The 16,376-nt window shown below is 41.7% G+C and carries 12 protein-coding genes; 11 read left to right on the top strand and 1 reads right to left on the bottom strand.

The window, feature by feature from the left end:
* Positions 1-2 precede the first annotated feature (2 nt).
* From rplA to B9T33_RS00935, 7 genes are all read left to right on the top strand, one after another.
* Positions 3-698 (top strand): 50S ribosomal protein L1, encoded by a 696-nt coding sequence (gene rplA, locus B9T33_RS00970; RefSeq protein WP_086177094.1) that lies wholly within the window; start codon positions 3-5, stop codon positions 696-698.
* A 303-nt stretch (positions 699-1,001) separates the two neighbouring features.
* A complete protein-coding gene (rplJ, locus tag B9T33_RS00965; RefSeq protein WP_086177093.1) occupies positions 1,002-1,508 on the top strand; it encodes a 50S ribosomal protein L10 in 507 nt (168 codons plus the stop codon).
* A gap of 51 nt (positions 1,509-1,559) precedes the next feature.
* On the top strand, positions 1,560-1,928 hold the full coding sequence (gene rplL / locus B9T33_RS00960; RefSeq protein WP_067761353.1) for a 50S ribosomal protein L7/L12: 369 nt from the start codon (positions 1,560-1,562) through the stop codon (positions 1,926-1,928).
* Between the two features lie 302 nt (positions 1,929-2,230).
* Complete coding sequence (gene rpoB / locus B9T33_RS00955; RefSeq protein WP_086177092.1) at positions 2,231-6,319, top strand: DNA-directed RNA polymerase subunit beta; 4,089 nt, start codon at positions 2,231-2,233, stop codon at positions 6,317-6,319.
* A gap of 172 nt (positions 6,320-6,491) precedes the next feature.
* Entirely contained in the window at positions 6,492-10,691 is a 4,200-nt protein-coding gene (gene rpoC, locus B9T33_RS00950) for a DNA-directed RNA polymerase subunit beta' (RefSeq protein WP_086177091.1), read from the top strand.
* Between the two features lie 158 nt (positions 10,692-10,849).
* Positions 10,850-11,392, top strand: a complete 543-nt coding sequence (locus B9T33_RS00940) for a hypothetical protein (protein WP_213033184.1) — start codon at positions 10,850-10,852, stop codon at positions 11,390-11,392.
* A 131-nt stretch (positions 11,393-11,523) separates the two neighbouring features.
* On the top strand, positions 11,524-11,880 hold the full coding sequence (locus B9T33_RS00935) for a DNA transfer protein p32 (RefSeq protein WP_086177088.1): 357 nt from the start codon (positions 11,524-11,526) through the stop codon (positions 11,878-11,880).
* Positions 11,881-11,927: 47 nt separating this feature from the next.
* Here B9T33_RS00935 and B9T33_RS00930 read toward each other — a convergent pair whose 3' ends face one another.
* Positions 11,928-12,416 (bottom strand): DUF4442 domain-containing protein, encoded by a 489-nt coding sequence (locus B9T33_RS00930; protein ID WP_416202573.1) that lies wholly within the window; start codon positions 12,414-12,416, stop codon positions 11,928-11,930.
* A 124-nt stretch (positions 12,417-12,540) separates the two neighbouring features.
* Between B9T33_RS00930 and B9T33_RS00925 the strand changes: the two genes are divergently transcribed.
* The 4 genes from B9T33_RS00925 to B9T33_RS00910 all read left to right on the top strand — a co-directional run bounded on the left by B9T33_RS00925 (position 12,541) and on the right by B9T33_RS00910 (position 16,370).
* Positions 12,541-13,407 (top strand): alpha/beta fold hydrolase, encoded by an 867-nt coding sequence (locus B9T33_RS00925; protein WP_086177087.1) that lies wholly within the window; start codon positions 12,541-12,543, stop codon positions 13,405-13,407.
* Positions 13,408-13,560: 153 nt separating this feature from the next.
* Positions 13,561-14,973 carry a Na+/H+ antiporter family protein gene (locus tag B9T33_RS00920; RefSeq protein WP_086177086.1) on the top strand — a complete coding sequence of 471 codons (1,413 nt, stop codon included), beginning with the start codon at positions 13,561-13,563 and terminating at the stop codon, positions 14,971-14,973.
* 301 nt (positions 14,974-15,274) lie between these two features.
* Positions 15,275-15,862 (top strand): OmpW/AlkL family protein, encoded by a 588-nt coding sequence (locus tag B9T33_RS00915; RefSeq protein WP_086177085.1) that lies wholly within the window; start codon positions 15,275-15,277, stop codon positions 15,860-15,862.
* A 160-nt stretch (positions 15,863-16,022) separates the two neighbouring features.
* On the top strand, positions 16,023-16,370 hold the full coding sequence (locus B9T33_RS00910; protein WP_086177084.1) for a lysozyme inhibitor LprI family protein: 348 nt from the start codon (positions 16,023-16,025) through the stop codon (positions 16,368-16,370).
* Positions 16,371-16,376 lie beyond the last annotated feature (6 nt).

Raw genomic sequence — 16,376 nt, 5'->3', positions numbered from 1 at the left:
ACATGGCTAAATTAACTAAACGTCAAAAAGCCATTGCTGCTGCTGTAGAAGCAAACAAAGTTTATACTTTGGAAGAAGCAGTTCAAGTTCTAAGCAGCCTTCCTGCTGTAAAATTCAAAGAATCTTTGGATGTTGCAGTAAACCTAGGTGTTGATCCTCGTAAATCTGACCAAGTTGTTCGTGGCGCGACTACACTTCCTGCAGGTACTGGTAAAACTGTACGTGTTGCTGTGTTTGCTCAAGGCGCTGCTGCTGAAGCTGCTAAAGCTGAAGGCGCAGACATCGTTGGTTTTGATGATCTTGCTGAAAGCATTCAAGCGGGTAACCTTGACTTTGACGTAGTAATTGCAGCTCCGGATGCAATGCGCGTTGTAGGTAAGTTAGGTACGATTCTTGGTCCACGTGGCTTAATGCCAAACCCTAAAGTGGGTACTGTAACTCCTGACGTAGCTGGCGCTGTTAAAAACGCGAAAGCTGGTCAAGCACGTTACCGTGTAGACAAAGCGGGTATCATCCACGCTGCGATCGGTCAAGTAGGTTTCACTGCTGAAGCTGTTCGTCAAAACGTTGAAGCACTTGTTGCTGACCTTAAGAAAGCAAAACCTGCTACTTCTAAAGGTATCTACATTCAAAAGATCACTTTGAGCTCAACTATGGGTCCTGGTCTTGTTGTTGATGTAGCAAACGTTTCTAAATAAGTTTCGACTTATTACAGAATTTTAAAGCCCTGAGTAATATTTGAAGCACTGCTTCAAATATTACGCAAGAAGAAACCGGTTTCGGACTGCTTGCAAACTTAGGCAAACTTTGAATTGATAAATATTATTTATCAGCGTCAAAGACCTCAGGCGAGGGGAGTTTTATGCTTCCTTCTTAATAATCCAGCCTGCGTAGACGCGGTGGTGTGATTTGTTCCTCCTCCGCGTGTCCGTTCAGTGATGAACAGACGAATTGGGAGTGCATCTATATAGATGCATAAATCACCGTTAGGAGGTTTTACAATGGCTCTTCTTATCGAAGGCAAAAAACAGATCGTAGCTGAAGTAACTGAAGTTGCTTCTACTGCGTATGCTGCTGTTGTTGCTGACTATCAAGGTTTAACTGTTGAGCAATTAACTGCTCTACGTGTTGAAGCTCGTAAACTAGGTGTTGCTACACGTGTTGTACGTAATACTTTGGCTAAACGTGCACTTCAAGATACTCAATTCAATATCTTGAGCGACAACCTTGTTGGCCCAACAATCTTAGCTTTCTCAACTTCTGAAGACGACATGGGCGCTGCTGCTCGTTTGTTCGAAGAATTTGCTAAAACTAATAAAGCATTTGAACTTAAAGCTGCTGCATTTGACGGTAAAGTTTATCAAGGCGAAGAAGTTAGCGTTATCGCGAACCTTCCAAACCAAGAGAAAGCGCTTACTATGCTTGCAAACGTTCTTCAAGCTCCTATTTCGAAATTGGGTCGCCTTATTACAGCGCTCAAAGAGAAAAACGAGTCAGAAGCTGCTTAATAAGCTCAAATCTATACACACATCATTCAATACCCATTTGGAGTTAATCTCATGGCTTTAACAAACGAAGAAATCTTAAACGCAGTTGCTGAAAAAACTGTTCTTGAACTTGTTGAACTTATTTCTGCTTTTGAAGAAAAATTCAACGTTTCTGCTGCTGCTGTAGCTGTTGCTGCTGCTCCTGGTGCTGCTGCTGCTGCTGAAGAACAATCAGAATTCAACGTAGAGTTGACTTCTTTCGGCGCTAACAAAGTTGCTGTAATTAAAGCAGTTCGTGAAGCTACTGGCCTTGGTCTTAAAGAAGCTAAAGATCTTGTTGAAAGCGCTCCTTCAGTTCTTAAAGAAGGCGTTTCTAAAGAAGAAGGCGAAGAACTTAAGAAAAAACTTGAAGAAGCTGGTGCTACAGTTACACTTAAGTAATCTTAAGGGGAGTCGATTTTTTTATAATCGACTCCAAAAAATGGCTGGTGGCCCTTGGGTCATCAGCCTTTTTGCGTTACAATAATCGGCTCGATTTTTGTTTGCATGATATAAAATTCATACAAATTAAAATAATATTTAAAATCAAACGCTTACCAATATTTTTCAGTAAAAAAATATTGTTAAGCGTTTTAATACCACTAAAATTGCAGCATTTGTGAAAGTGGTGGCCATATCGGCCTGTGTAATTCCTTCTAAGCTCGTTCTGCAGGCGGGCTTGGTTTACTTTCCGAGGACTCCAGATGGCATACTCATATACCGAAAAGAAACGGATCCGTAAGAATTTTGGTAAATTGCCCAAGGTGATGGATGTTCCGTACTTGCTCGCGATTCAAGTCGACTCGTACCGAACTTTCCTTCAAGACGGCAAAACTCCAAAAAACCGCGAAGATATCGGTCTCCAAGCCGCATTTCGTTCAGTTTTTCCTATTGAAAGTTATTCTGGCAATGCTGCTTTAGAATTTGTTGAGTATAGTCTTGGTAAACCTGAGTTTGATGTTCGCGAATGTATTCTTCGTGGCTCAACTTATGCGGCGCCAATGCGTGTAAAAATTCGTTTGATCATCAAAGATCGCGAAACTAAAACAATCAAAGATGTGCGTGAGCAAGAAGTCTACATGGGTGAAATGCCACTTATGACAGACAACGGTACTTTTGTCATCAATGGTACTGAGCGTGTTATCGTTTCTCAGTTACACCGTTCGCCTGGTGTATTCTTTGATCACGATAAAGGCAAAACTCACTCTAGCGGTAAAGTTCTTTATTCTGCTCGTATCATTCCTTACCGTGGTTCATGGTTGGACTTCGAATTTGATGCGAAAGATCTTGTTTATGTTCGTATTGACCGTCGTCGTAAATTACTTGCGACCGTTGTACTTCGTGCATTGGGTTATAATAACGAACAAATTCTGGATATGTTCTACGAAAAAGTTCCTGTGTATCTTGACATGGGTAGCTACCAAATTGACCTTGTGCCTGAGCGTTTACGCGGTGAAATGGCTCAATTTGATATCGTGGGCACAGATGGTAAAACGATCGTTGAACAAGGTAAACGTATCAACGCGCGTCATGTGCGTCAAATGGAAGCTGGCGGTCTTGAAAAACTTTCAGTTCCTGATGAATACCTATATGAACGTATTGTTGCTGAAGATGTAACTTTACGTGACGGCGAAGTTGTTGCTGCAAATACAGTAATTAGCCATGAAATTTTGGTGAAATTGGCTGAAGGTGGCGTTAAACAATTTAACGTACTTTATACCAATGACATCGACCGTGGTCCGTTCATTGCTGACTCGCTACGTGCAGATACCACGACTGGTCGTGAAGAAGCGCTTGTAGAAATCTACAAAGTAATGCGTCCAGGCGAACCACCTACAAAAGAAGCTGCTGAAAACTTATTCAACAACTTATTCTTCTCTTCTGAACGTTATGACTTGTCTCCTGTAGGCCGCATGAAGTTCAACCGTCGTTTGGGCCGTCCATACGAAGTGGGTACAGATCAGAAGTCTCGTGAAGTTGAAGGTATTCTTTCGAACGAAGATATCACTGATGTATTAAAAACATTGGTTGAAATCCGTAACGGTAAAGGTGAAGTCGACGATATCGACCACTTGGGTAACCGTCGTGTTCGTTCTGTTGGTGAAATGACAGAAAACCAATTCCGTGTAGGTCTTGTTCGTGTAGAACGTGCTGTTAAAGAACGTTTAAGCCAAGCTGAAACTGATAACTTGTCTCCGCAAGATTTAATCAATGCGAAACCAGTTGCTGCTGCAATCAAAGAATTCTTTGGTTCAAGCCAGTTATCTCAGTTCATGGACCAAAACAACCCGTTGTCTGAAATTACACACAAACGTCGTGTTTCAGCACTCGGTCCCGGTGGTTTGACGCGTGAACGTGCAGGCTTCGAAGTACGTGACGTACATCAAACTCACTACGGTCGTGTTTGTCCAATTGAAACACCTGAAGGTCCAAACATTGGTTTGATCAACTCGCTTTCTGTTTATGCGAAATGTAATAACTTCGGTTTCTTGGAAACTCCATACCGTAAAGTTGTTGATGGTCGTGTAACTGACGATGTTGAATACCTATCTGCGATTGAAGAAGTGGGTACTGTGATTGCACAGGCCGATTCTGGTATCGATAAAGACGGTAACTTAACTGAAGAGTTCGTATCTGTTCGTCATCAAGGTGAATTTGTACGTATTCCACCAGAAAAAGTAACGCATATGGATGTATCTGCTCAGCAGGTTGTATCTGTAGCGGCATCACTTATTCCGTTCCTTGAACACGATGATGCCAACCGTGCATTGATGGGTTCAAACATGCAGCGTCAGGCTGTTCCTACACTTCGTGCTGACAAACCGCTTGTTGGTACAGGTATGGAAGCAAACGTAGCGCATGACTCGGGTGTATGTGTGCTTGCGAAACGTGGTGGTCGTATTGAGTTTGTTGATGCTTCTCGTGTTGTTATTCGTGTAAACGAAGAAGAGATGATCGCAGGTGAAGCAGGTGTAGATATTTACAACCTGATCAAATATACACGTTCGAACCAAAATACATGTATTAACCAAAACGTTGTTGTACGTTTAGGTGACAAAGTTGCACGTGGTGACGTTCTTGCTGATGGTCCATCGACAGATGGTGGTGAATTAGCATTAGGTCAAAACATGCGTGTAGCGTTCATGACTTGGAACGGTTACAACTACGAAGACTCGATTTTATTATCAGAGCGCGTTCTTCAAGAAGATCGCTTGACTTCGATCCATATCCAAGAGCTTTCATGTGTTGCACGTGATACTAAATTGGGTGCAGAAGAAATCACTGCTGATATCCCGAATGTGGGTGAAGCTGCGCTTTCTAAGCTGGATGAATCAGGTATCGTTTACATCGGTGCTGAAGTAACAGCGGGTGATATCCTTGTAGGTAAAGTAACGCCTAAAGGTGAAACGCAGTTAACACCTGAAGAAAAATTGCTTCGCGCAATCTTCGGTGAAAAAGCGGCTGACGTAAAAGACTCTTCATTACGTGTATCTTCATCTGTAAAAGGTACAGTAATTGACGTTCAAGTATTTACGCGTGACGGTCTTGAAAAAGACGAACGTGCTCAAGCAATTGAGAAAGCTCAACTTGATGCTTACCGTAAAGACTTGAAAGAAGAATACAAAATCTTCGAAGAAGCAGCACGTGAACGTATTGTTCGCCTATTGAAAGGTCAAGAATCTAACGGTGGCGGTACAACAAAACGCGGTGACAAATTAACTGAAGAGTTATTGTCTGGTCTAGAGTTGGTTGAACTTCTTGAAATCCAACCTGTAGACGAAGCGATTGCTGAACGTTTAACTCAAATTCAAGTATTCTTGAAAGAGAAGAGCCAAGAAATTGACGAGAAATTTGCAGAGAAAAAACGCAAACTTTCTACTGGTGACGAACTAACAACTGGCGTATTGAAAGTTGTTAAAGTTTATCTTGCAGTAAAACGTCGCATCCAACCGGGTGATAAAATGGCGGGTCGTCACGGTAACAAAGGTGTTGTATCAAACATCTTGCCTGTAGAAGACATGCCACACGATGCAAACGGTGTTCCAGTTGACGTGGTACTTAACCCACTGGGTGTACCGTCACGTATGAACGTGGGTCAGATTCTTGAAACTCACTTGGGTATGGCTGCAAAAGGTCTTGGCGATCAAATCGACAAGATGATGAAAGAACAGCGTACTATTTTTGAGTTACGTGAATTCTTAGACAAGATTTACAACAAAGTCGGTGGCGAACAAGAAGATCTTGATAGCTTAACTGATGAAGAAATCTTGGTGCTTTCAGGTAACCTTCGTAAGGGTGTGCCTTTGGCAACACCAGTATTTGATGGTGCTGAAGAAGGTCAAATCAAAGAATTACTTGAGCTTGCGAACATTTCACGTACTGGTCAAACAGTATTGTACGATGGCCGTACCGGTGAGCGTTTTGACCGTCCAGTAACTGTAGGTTACATGTACATGTTGAAACTGAACCACTTAGTTGACGACAAGATGCATGCGCGTTCTACTGGTTCTTACTCTCTAGTAACTCAACAACCGCTTGGTGGTAAAGCACAATTCGGTGGTCAGCGTTTCGGTGAGATGGAAGTATGGGCACTTGAAGCATACGGTGCAGCATATACTCTTCAAGAAATGCTTACTGTGAAATCGGATGACGTTGAAGGTCGTACCCGTATCTACAAAAACATTGTAGATGGTAACCATTATATGGATCCAGGTATGCCAGAATCGTTCAACGTATTGACCAAAGAGATCCGTTCTTTAGGTATCAACATTGAACTGAAAAATGGTGACTAAGTAACCATTCAATCCCCCCAACCCCCTTTGTAAAGGGGGGGATTTACTCCTCTTTATTCAAGGGGAGTTTCCCGCTTAAATCAGGCGGGATTGAGGGGGATTACTCAGTTAAAAAACAATATTTGTGACCCAGTTGTGAAGTGAAAATCTCCACAACACACGGAGAAAAAAATTGAAAGACTTGCTCGATATCATGCGCAAAAAGACGGATTCAGACGGTCATGCTCCAGTAGAGTTTGATCGCATCCGTATTGGTCTTGCGTCACCAGAAATGATTAAGTCATGGTCTCACGGTGAAGTTAAAAAGCCAGAGACAATTAACTATCGTACGTTCAAGCCTGAACGTGATGGTTTATTCTGTGCCAAAATTTTTGGTCCAGTAAAAGATTACGAATGCTTGTGTGGTAAATACAAGCGTATGAAATACAAAGGCGTCATTTGTGAAAAATGTGGCGTTGAAGTAACAACTGCAAAAGTACGTCGTGAGCGTATGGGTCACATCGACCTTGCTTCTCCAGTTGCACACATTTGGTTCTTAAAATCACTTCCTAGCCGTATCGGTCTACTTTTAGACATGACTTTACGTGATATCGAACGTGTATTGTATTTCGAATCATACGTTGTAACTGACCCTGGTATGACTCCACTTGAGAAATACCAACTTCTAAACGATGAAGAATACTTCACTGCGTTGGAAGAACACGGTGATGAATTCACTGCGAAAATGGGTGCAGAAGCAGTTCAAGACTTGTTGAAAGACATCGATCTTGAAGCTGAAATTTCACGTCTACGTGAAGAGATTCCGAATACAACTTCAGAAACGAAGCTTAAAAAAGCATCTAAACGTCTGAAATTGATGGAAGCATTCAAAGAGTCAAACAACAAACCAGAATGGATGGTGATGAATGTACTTCCAGTACTTCCACCTGATCTTCGTCCGTTGGTTCCTCTTGAAGGTGGTCGTTTCGCGACTTCTGACTTGAACGATCTTTACCGTCGTGTGATTAACCGTAACAACCGTTTGAAACGTCTTCTTGACCTTGCGGCGCCAGACATCATCGTACGTAACGAAAAACGTATGTTGCAAGAATCTGTCGATGCATTGTTGGATAACGGTCGTCGTGGTCGCGCAATTACTGGCTCGAACAAACGTCCATTGAAATCTTTGGCTGACATGATCAAAGGTAAACAAGGTCGTTTCCGTCAAAACTTACTTGGTAAGCGTGTTGACTACTCGGGTCGTTCGGTAATTACTGTAGGTCCTACATTACGTCTACACCAATGTGGTCTTCCGAAAAAAATGGCACTTGAATTATTCAAACCATTCATTTTCGCAAAACTACAAGCGTCTGGCCAAGCAACAACCATTAAAGCTGCGAAGAAAATGGTTGAGCGTGAAACTCCAGAAGTTTGGGACGTACTTGCTCACGTGATTCGTCAACATCCAGTGATGTTGAACCGTGCGCCAACACTTCACCGTTTGGGTCTTCAAGCATTTGAACCGACTCTAATTGAAGGTAAGGCGATCCGTCTTCACCCACTCGTATGTGCTGCGTTCAACGCCGACTTCGATGGTGACCAAATGGCGGTACACGTACCATTAACACTTGAAGCTCAGTTAGAAGCTCGTGCGTTAATGATGTCAACCAACAACATCTTGTCTCCTGCGAATGGTGAGCCAATCATCGTACCTTCTCAGGACGTTGTCTTGGGCTTGTATTACATCACTCGTGATGCGATCAATGCCAAAGGTGAAGGCATGGTGTTTGCGGATACTGACGAAGTAAACCGTGCACTTGCAACAGGTCAAGTTGATTTACACGCTCGCGTTAAAGCACGTGTACACCAAACTGTGATCGACGAAAATGGTAACCGTGAACAACAAACAATTGTTGTAGACACAACACCAGGTCGTTGTTTACTTTGGGAAGTTGTACCTGAAGGTATGGATTTCCAACAAATCAACGTTGAGATGACTAAAAAGAACATCTCTAAATTGATCAACTCTTGCTACCGTAAATTAGGTCTAAAAGATACTGTAATCTTTGCTGACCAATTGATGTACTTGGGCTTCCGTCAAGCGACTCACTCTGGTGTGTCTGTTGGTATGGAAGACATGTTGATTCCGCCACAAAAACAAGCAATTATCGAAAAAGCAGAAGTTGAAGTTCGTGAAATTGAACAACAATTCGAGCAAGGTTTCGTAACTGCCGGCGAACGTTATAACAAAGTTGTCGATATTTGGGCGCGTACAAACGACCAAGTAGCGAAAGCAATGATGGATAACTTGTCATTCACAACTGTTAAAAATAAACAGGGTGAAGATGAGAAACAAAAATCATTCAACTCAATCTACATGATGTCTGACTCTGGTGCCCGTGGTTCGGCAGCTCAGATTCGTCAGCTTGCTGGTATGCGTGGTTTGATGGCGAAACCAGATGGTTCGATCATTGAAACGCCAATTAAAGCAAACTTCCGTGAAGGTTTGACAGTACTTCAGTACTTCATTTCAACACACGGTGCACGTAAAGGTTTGGCCGATACTGCATTGAAAACTGCGAACTCTGGTTACTTGACTCGTCGTCTTGTAGACGTTGCGCAAGACTTAGTAATTACTGAGCCAGATTGCGGTACTTTAGACGGTCTTGTAATGACGCCGTTCATTCAAGGTGGCGATGTCATCGAAAACCTTGGTGCTCGAGTATTGGGTCGTGTACTTGCTGAAGATGCGAAGAAACCAGGTTCGGATGACGTTGTTCTTCCACGTAACACATTGATCGACGAGAAACTTGCTAACTTCCTAGAAGATAGCGGTGTCGATGAAGTGAAAGTACGTTCAGTTGTAAACTGTGCTTCTACTTTCGGTGTATGTGCGAAATGTTATGGTCGTGACCTTGCTCGCGGTCATTTGGTGAACCCCGGTGAATCTGTCGGTGTAATGGCTGCTCAATCAATTGGTGAGCCAGGTACACAGTTAACAATGCGTACATTCCACGTGGGTGGTGCTGCAAGCCGAACTTCTGCTGCGAACAGTGTACAAGTACGTAATAAAGGTACTGTACGTTTCCATAATGTGAAAACTGTACAGCATGCGAAAGGCCATTTGGTATCGACTTCTCGTTCAGGTGAAATCGGTATTGCAGATGACATCGGTCGTGAGCGCGAACGTTACAAAATCCCTTACGGTGCATCAATCTTGCTTAAAGATGGTGAAACTATCGATGCAGGCGGTATTGTAGCGACTTGGGATCCACATACACATCCATTGGTAACAGAAGTTGCTGGTAAAGTACGTTTCAGCCAAATCGCTGATGGCGTAACTGTGACTTCGAAAACTGATGATGCAACAGGTATGACGACAATTGAAATCTTACCAGTGACTTCACGTCCTGCGTCAGGTAAAGATATGCGTCCTGCAGTTGTATTGGATACGACTGATGGCGGCGAACAGTTCTACTTCTTGCCACAAAATACGATTCTGACTGTTCGCGATGGCGAAACAATCGGTGTCGGTGACGTAATCGGTCGTGTACCACAAGAATCTTCACGTACTCGTGATATTACCGGTGGTCTTCCACGCGTAGCTGACTTGTTCGAAGCACGTAAACCGAAAGAGCATGCGATCCTTGCTGAAATTTCAGGTATCGTAAGCTTCGGTAAAGAGACCAAAGGTAAGAACCGTCTTGTGATTACTCCGGATGATGGCTCTGAGATCTACGAAGAGTTAATTCCGAAATGGCGTACCATTAACGTGTTCGAAGGCGAACATGTGAACCGTGGTGAAACCATTTCTGATGGTCCGCAAAATCCACACGACATCTTGCGTTTGAAAGGCGAAGTTGCGCTTACAAACTACATCGTGAACGAAGTTCAAGACGTATACCGTCTCCAAGGTGTAAAAATCAACGACAAGCACATTGAAGTTATCGTACGTCAAATGTTGCGTAAAGTTGAAATCACTGACGGTGGTGATACAAGCTTCATCAAAGGCGAACAAGTGGAATACATCCGCGTTGTTCAAGAAAACCAAGCTGTGGCAGCTCAGAACAAGTTCCCAGCGAAGTTTGAACGTCAATTGATGGGTATCACGAAAGCATCGCTTTCTACTGACTCGTTCATTTCTGCTGCATCGTTCCAGGAAACAACTCGTGTGTTAACTGAAGCTGCTGTAACAGGTAAAGAAGATGAATTACGCGGTCTGAAAGAGAACGTAGTTGTAGGTCGTCTGATCCCAGCGGGTACAGGTTTGGCTTACCACTTAGAGCGTCGTCGTCAAGAATCAGAAGCTGCAGAACTTGAGCTTCACAATGATTTCTCTGATGTTGACCAAGCTTTAAGTCAAGCATTCAGTGATGAGTTTAACGGTCTTTAATTAGCCCTTAAATGATTTAGAAAAAGCCACCTTCGGGTGGCTTTTTTTATGTTGATTATTTGAAAATTAAAGCTTTCCTAATATTGTTTTATTTCCTATAGTTAAAATAGAACATTAAAAATTTATTGATTTATAAATTTAAACGACTGGGGAACTTCATGAAAATCACTCAAAAATTATTAGCGGTTTCTGCTGTATTGACATCGGTTACAGCGATAGCTGCACCCATGCCAAATAGTATTGTTGTACAAGATAAAGCGGTTGTACCAGTACTGAAAACAGAAGTTATTCGACGGGTTGCGGGTCAAGAGCCTGTACGTCATGTCACAGCGACAGTATTAGAGATGACCAATAACGGGCAAGATATTGTGGCGCGCGAAATTGAACTTTCAGATCATCAAAGTGAGTTTTCTGAAAAAAAATTATCTATACCCGTGTTACAACGTGGTGGTGTCATCGTGCCAACTTCTAAAATTGAGACCAAGACAACGGTGAAGCAGGACGGTCAGATTATTCGTCAAAATACCAATATTGATGCCGAAGGGATGGAGTTTAAGAAAGGGCAGGAACCGATTAAACGCACGCTAAAGCTAGATCAGGCAACAGATCCAGAAACCAAAGCTAAATTGTCACATGCAGTTTTAACTGAAAATGGTGAAACGACTAAAGATCTAATGATTTTGGATGAACATCCTGAATAAACCAACTTAATGCCTTGAACCGTATTTTACAAAATGCAGCATTTCTGCCTACAGACGTAACAAGCTCTGTCTATTTGTTTCATAGAATAGATTTAGACTAAATGTAACTGAAGAAGACAAGGATCATCACAATGAAAAAAGTAATGTGCGTACTCGCAGTTGCGACAATGTCGACCATGATGCTTGCCGGTTGTGAAAGTATGTCACCGAATGAACAACGTATTGGTGCTGCTGCACTCGGTGGTGCGATTGGTGGTGGTGTCGGTAATAATGTTGGTGGTGGTGTTGGCGCCGCAGTTGGTGGTGGTGCAGGTGCGGCAGTCGGTAGTAAGACCCAACATGGTTCAAACCGTAACGCAACATATAGTGGTGTTGGTGGTGCGATTGGTTCTGCCGTGGGTAAAAGTATCTTTGGTGGAAATAGTGGTGCTGCCATTGGTGGTGCAATTGGTGGCGGTGCTGGTGCTGCTATTGAGCAAAACCGATAATCACTCTGAATTTTTCAATAAAAAGGCGCTAATTCATTAGCGCCTTTTTATTTGCGCGGGCGTGGCTGTTTTAATCGGATATATAAAGTTTTCTGGATTTCTTCAGCAATGCGAACGCCGGCCTCATCAAAAACGTTTAGCGTATAATTTCTTAAAATTGGAGCATGATTTGCAACTAAAGTTTTTATGTGTTGGATTTCATTCAGATCCAGTTGAATGTTTGCGTATACGGTGCCACGACCGGGTGCAAGAAATTGAATAGTGGCGGCTTTATCCCACACGATATAGCGTGAACCAAGATGATGCATCAACAGCAGCATATAAAATGGATCAACCATCGAATATAAACTTCCACCAAAATGTACACCGACAATATTTTGATTTTTACGCGTTAAGGGCATTTTGACGCGAATGTGGTAGTTTTCTAAATCAATTTTATCAATTGCAATACCCGCACCTTTATATGGGGCATAGTGATTGAGTAAATATTTCGAGACAATTGGAATTGTCATTATTTTCTGGATTATGCTCATCATGGTCAATTTTTTTTTGTGCTGTACTTTGCATACTAAAGCAGTTTAAAAAATGTGGCATTGATCACATTGCCCATGATCAAAAATAAATCGCCAATACGATAATTCATCAAATAAGGACTATAAAATGGATTTCAGCACTCAGTGGGTCAATACCACAGACCAACAGCGACTGTTTGTAAAATTGTGGGGGGATTCGAGCAAACCTGCTTTAGTTTTGGTGCACGGCTATCCAGATAATCAGGAAGTTTGGGAACCTGTTATTCAGCAGCTTATCGCTGATTTTTATATCGTGACTTACGATGTGCGTGGCGCAGGGCAGTCCTCAGTCCCTCGCAAAGTACGTGACTATCGTTTAGCGCAACTGTCACAAGATTTGGACAGTGTGACACAAGCGGTATTGGGGGATCGACCATTTCATCTTGCAGCGCATGACTGGGGGTCAATTCAATCTTGGGAATCTGTGACTGAGCCAAAATTTAGATCAAAAATTTTGTCATATTCCACGATATCGGGACCCTGTTTAGATCATGCGGCATTTTGGCTACGCGATCAATTCAAACAGCGAAAGGCTAAATTTTTTAAACAAATCAGCAAGTCTTGGTATATCGCAGTTTTCCAATTGCCATTTTTAGCGCCGACGGCATGGCATTTCTTTAATCCTGAACGATGGGGCAAAGTGGTCACTGAATTGGAACGAACTCCGAATCTGCCTTTAAATGCCAATATTCAACATGATGGGAAAAATGGTGTGGGTTTGTACCGTGCTAATTTTATTTCAAGCTTAACTCGCCCGCGTAAACGACATGCAATTTGTCCAGTCCAAGCCATTGTATTGAAATACGATAATTTTGTGAGCCCTGAGTTGATTGATGCATTACCGCAATGGGTGGAAGATTTATCCGTGGTTGAGGTTAAAGCGAATCATTGGGCAATTTTGAGTCAGCCTGAAAATATTGCAACCTATATCAGAACATTTGCTCAACGTTTTTAATGCGTTGCTCATAAAATGGGTTGATACAATACTTTAGATTTACAATTGCTTATGTCTAAATGATTTAAGAAGAAGAAGAGCATTGTGGAATTTACGGTTAATGAAAATTTAATCTGCTAAAATGCTGTTTTTCTTTTTCCTATAATCTAATTCATGAATGCTGTCGTCATTGCGATTCTAGTGATGTTTATTTTGTCACTGGCACGTGTTTCCGTTGTCTTTACATTAGTAATTTCAGCAATCGTTGGTGGTTTGGTGGCAGGGTTAAGCCTTCCAGATACTGTTTCTGCTTTTAATGATGGTCTGGGTAAAGGTGCTGAAGTTGCATTGACCTATGCAATTTTGGGAGCTTTTGCCTTGGCTCTTTCTAAGTCTGGACTTCCTGATTTATTAGCGCATAAATTAATTGGCATTTTGGGTAAGGAAGTTAGTCATGTTCAAGCCAACAAAGTTAAATATTTGTTATTTAGTATTTTGTTGATTGCTGCGATTTGTTCGCAAAATGTGATTCCGGTGCACATTGCATTTATTCCAGTTTTGATTCCGCCGTTACTCAAAGTGATGAATCATTTAAATCTAGATCGACGTGCAGCAGCATGTGTATTGACACTCGGCTTGGTGGGTACCTATATCTTTATCCCTTCAGGGTTTGGTGCGATTTTCCTTGAACAAATTTTGATGGGAAATATCAACAAAATTGGCGCTGAATATGGCTTACAAGTTGAACGTTGGATGATGCCTGCGGGCATGGCCATTTCTGTACTTGGTATGGTGATTGGAGCCTTGGTTGCGGTGTTTATTAGTTATCGTAAGCCTCGTCAGTATCAAGATCGAAGTGTTAAAGCAGTGACCACGATTGATTTAGATAAACCGCTTCGTGCCAATCAGCAAAATTTAGAAGATGACGCAGAAGATCTGAAAGTTGAGGCGTCAAAAGCACCTAGTATTTCTAAAATGACCATGATCATGGCTATTTTAGCGGTAGTTTTAACCTTCTTGGTACAACGCTTCTCAGAATCAATGATGCTGGGTGGATTAGTGGGCTTTGCTATTTTATCTGCAGCAGGAATTTTCAAATGGCGTGAAGCAGATGACATCTTTGTTCAAGGGATGCGCATTATGGCTTTGGTTGGCTTTATCATGATTTCTGCCGAAGGTTTTGCATCTGTGCTGACTGCGACAGGGGACATCAATAATTTAGTGAATGGTATCGTAGAGATTATTGGTGGTAATAAAGCACTTGCTGCATTCCTAATGCTCTTTACAGGGCTATTTGTGACCATTGGGATTGGTTCTTCCTTCTCAAGTGTACCTGTACTCGCGGTGATTTATATACCATTGTGCGTGCAGTTCGGTTTCTCACCATTGGCGACTGTAGCGATGATTGGTACAGCCGCTGCATTGGGTGATGCTGGTTCGCCTGCTTCAGACTCGACATTAGGACCTACAGCAGGTTTGGGAGTTGACGGTCAACATGATCATATTTGGGATACTGTTGTACCGACATTTATTCACTTCAATATTCCGCTGTTAATCTTTGGCTGGATTGCTGTGATGGTTCTTTAAGTAAATTAAAAATTTTAAAAAGGCGATTTTATAATCGCCTTTTTTATTATTAATCTGATGGTTTTGGTTGGTTTAAAATAAAATATAATGATTAAATCGGATTAAAATGGTTGGAATTTATTTTAATAATTTAATAATATTTTTTGAAATTATAAAACCAACTTGCTGGCTTGGTTTAAAATAAATAACAATATAAAACAATGTATTATAAATAATGTAAAAATTAGTTTAATAACGGGTGTTGCATAATATTAATACTAATGTTTAATATTAATTATTCATTCTGAAAGGTTGCTTTAAAATGTTAAAACAAGCTGCTCTTATTGCATTATTGGGGATGTCTGCTTCAGCAATGGCTGGTGAATGGCAGGTAAAAGTTGGTGGTTCTGTTATTTCTCCTACAGGTGATACTGAAACTGCTTTAGGTACAGTTAAAGCGGATGATGAGCTAGCATTTACACCATCGGTTGAATATTTCTTTAATGACAATATTTCTGCTGAATTGTTATTAGCAACGCCAATTGGTCATGACGTATTACTGGATGGCGGCAAGGCGGCTAAAATTAAGCACCTTCCACCAACAATTACGGCAAAATATAACTTTAAAAATTCAACACGTTTTACACCGTATATTGGTGTAGGTGGTACGGCATTTGTTGCTTGGGATGAAAGTGGCGCTGCTAAAAATGTAAAAGAAGATTTTGGTTTTGCAGGTCAACTCGGTTTTAATTATCAACCAGCTGATGCGAAAAACTGGGGTGTTTATTTCGATGCTCGTTATGCTCAATTAAGCCCTGAAGTGACTCTAATTGATGAGTTAGGTGGTGGTAAATTTGACCTAGACATCGACCCAATGGTGTACACCATCGGTTATAGCTACAAATTCTAAGGTTAAGAATTGTGCTTAGACCCTGCCATTTGGCAGGGTTTTTTTTGCAAAAAATTACGCAATGCTAACGCGTTTGGATTGAGTTAAAGGTTGAAGCTTGAATACATTAGAATGATGAATCTTAAGGTTATTCTCACTTTTTGCAGTAGGACGTATCAGAATGAAAAAATTGATTCAATGTGCGCTGGTTATCTGTGGTGCTTATGCGACGTTTTCTGTACAGGCTGCCAGTTATGATTGTAATAAAGCTAAAACAGTCACGGAACATGCGATTTGCAATAACAGAGCTATAAACGATGCAGATGTGAAGATGGCGACGACCTACAACATCATTCGTCATTTGGTACCTATGGGAACGCGTGGTGCGATTCAGGATCAGCAAGTGCAATGGTTAAGTTTACGTGACCAATGTAGAGATAATGTGAGTTGTCTACAAGATGTTTATAAAATGCGACAGCAAAAATTAGATCTGTATATGGACCGTGTCTATAAGCAAGGCCCGTTCTAAGCTCAG

The sequence above is a fragment of the Acinetobacter sp. ANC 5054 genome (genome assembly GCF_002135295.1).
In the GTDB taxonomy this organism is placed as follows: domain Bacteria; phylum Pseudomonadota; class Gammaproteobacteria; order Pseudomonadales; family Moraxellaceae; genus Acinetobacter.
This window is presented reverse-complemented; position numbering and strand designations above follow the sequence as displayed.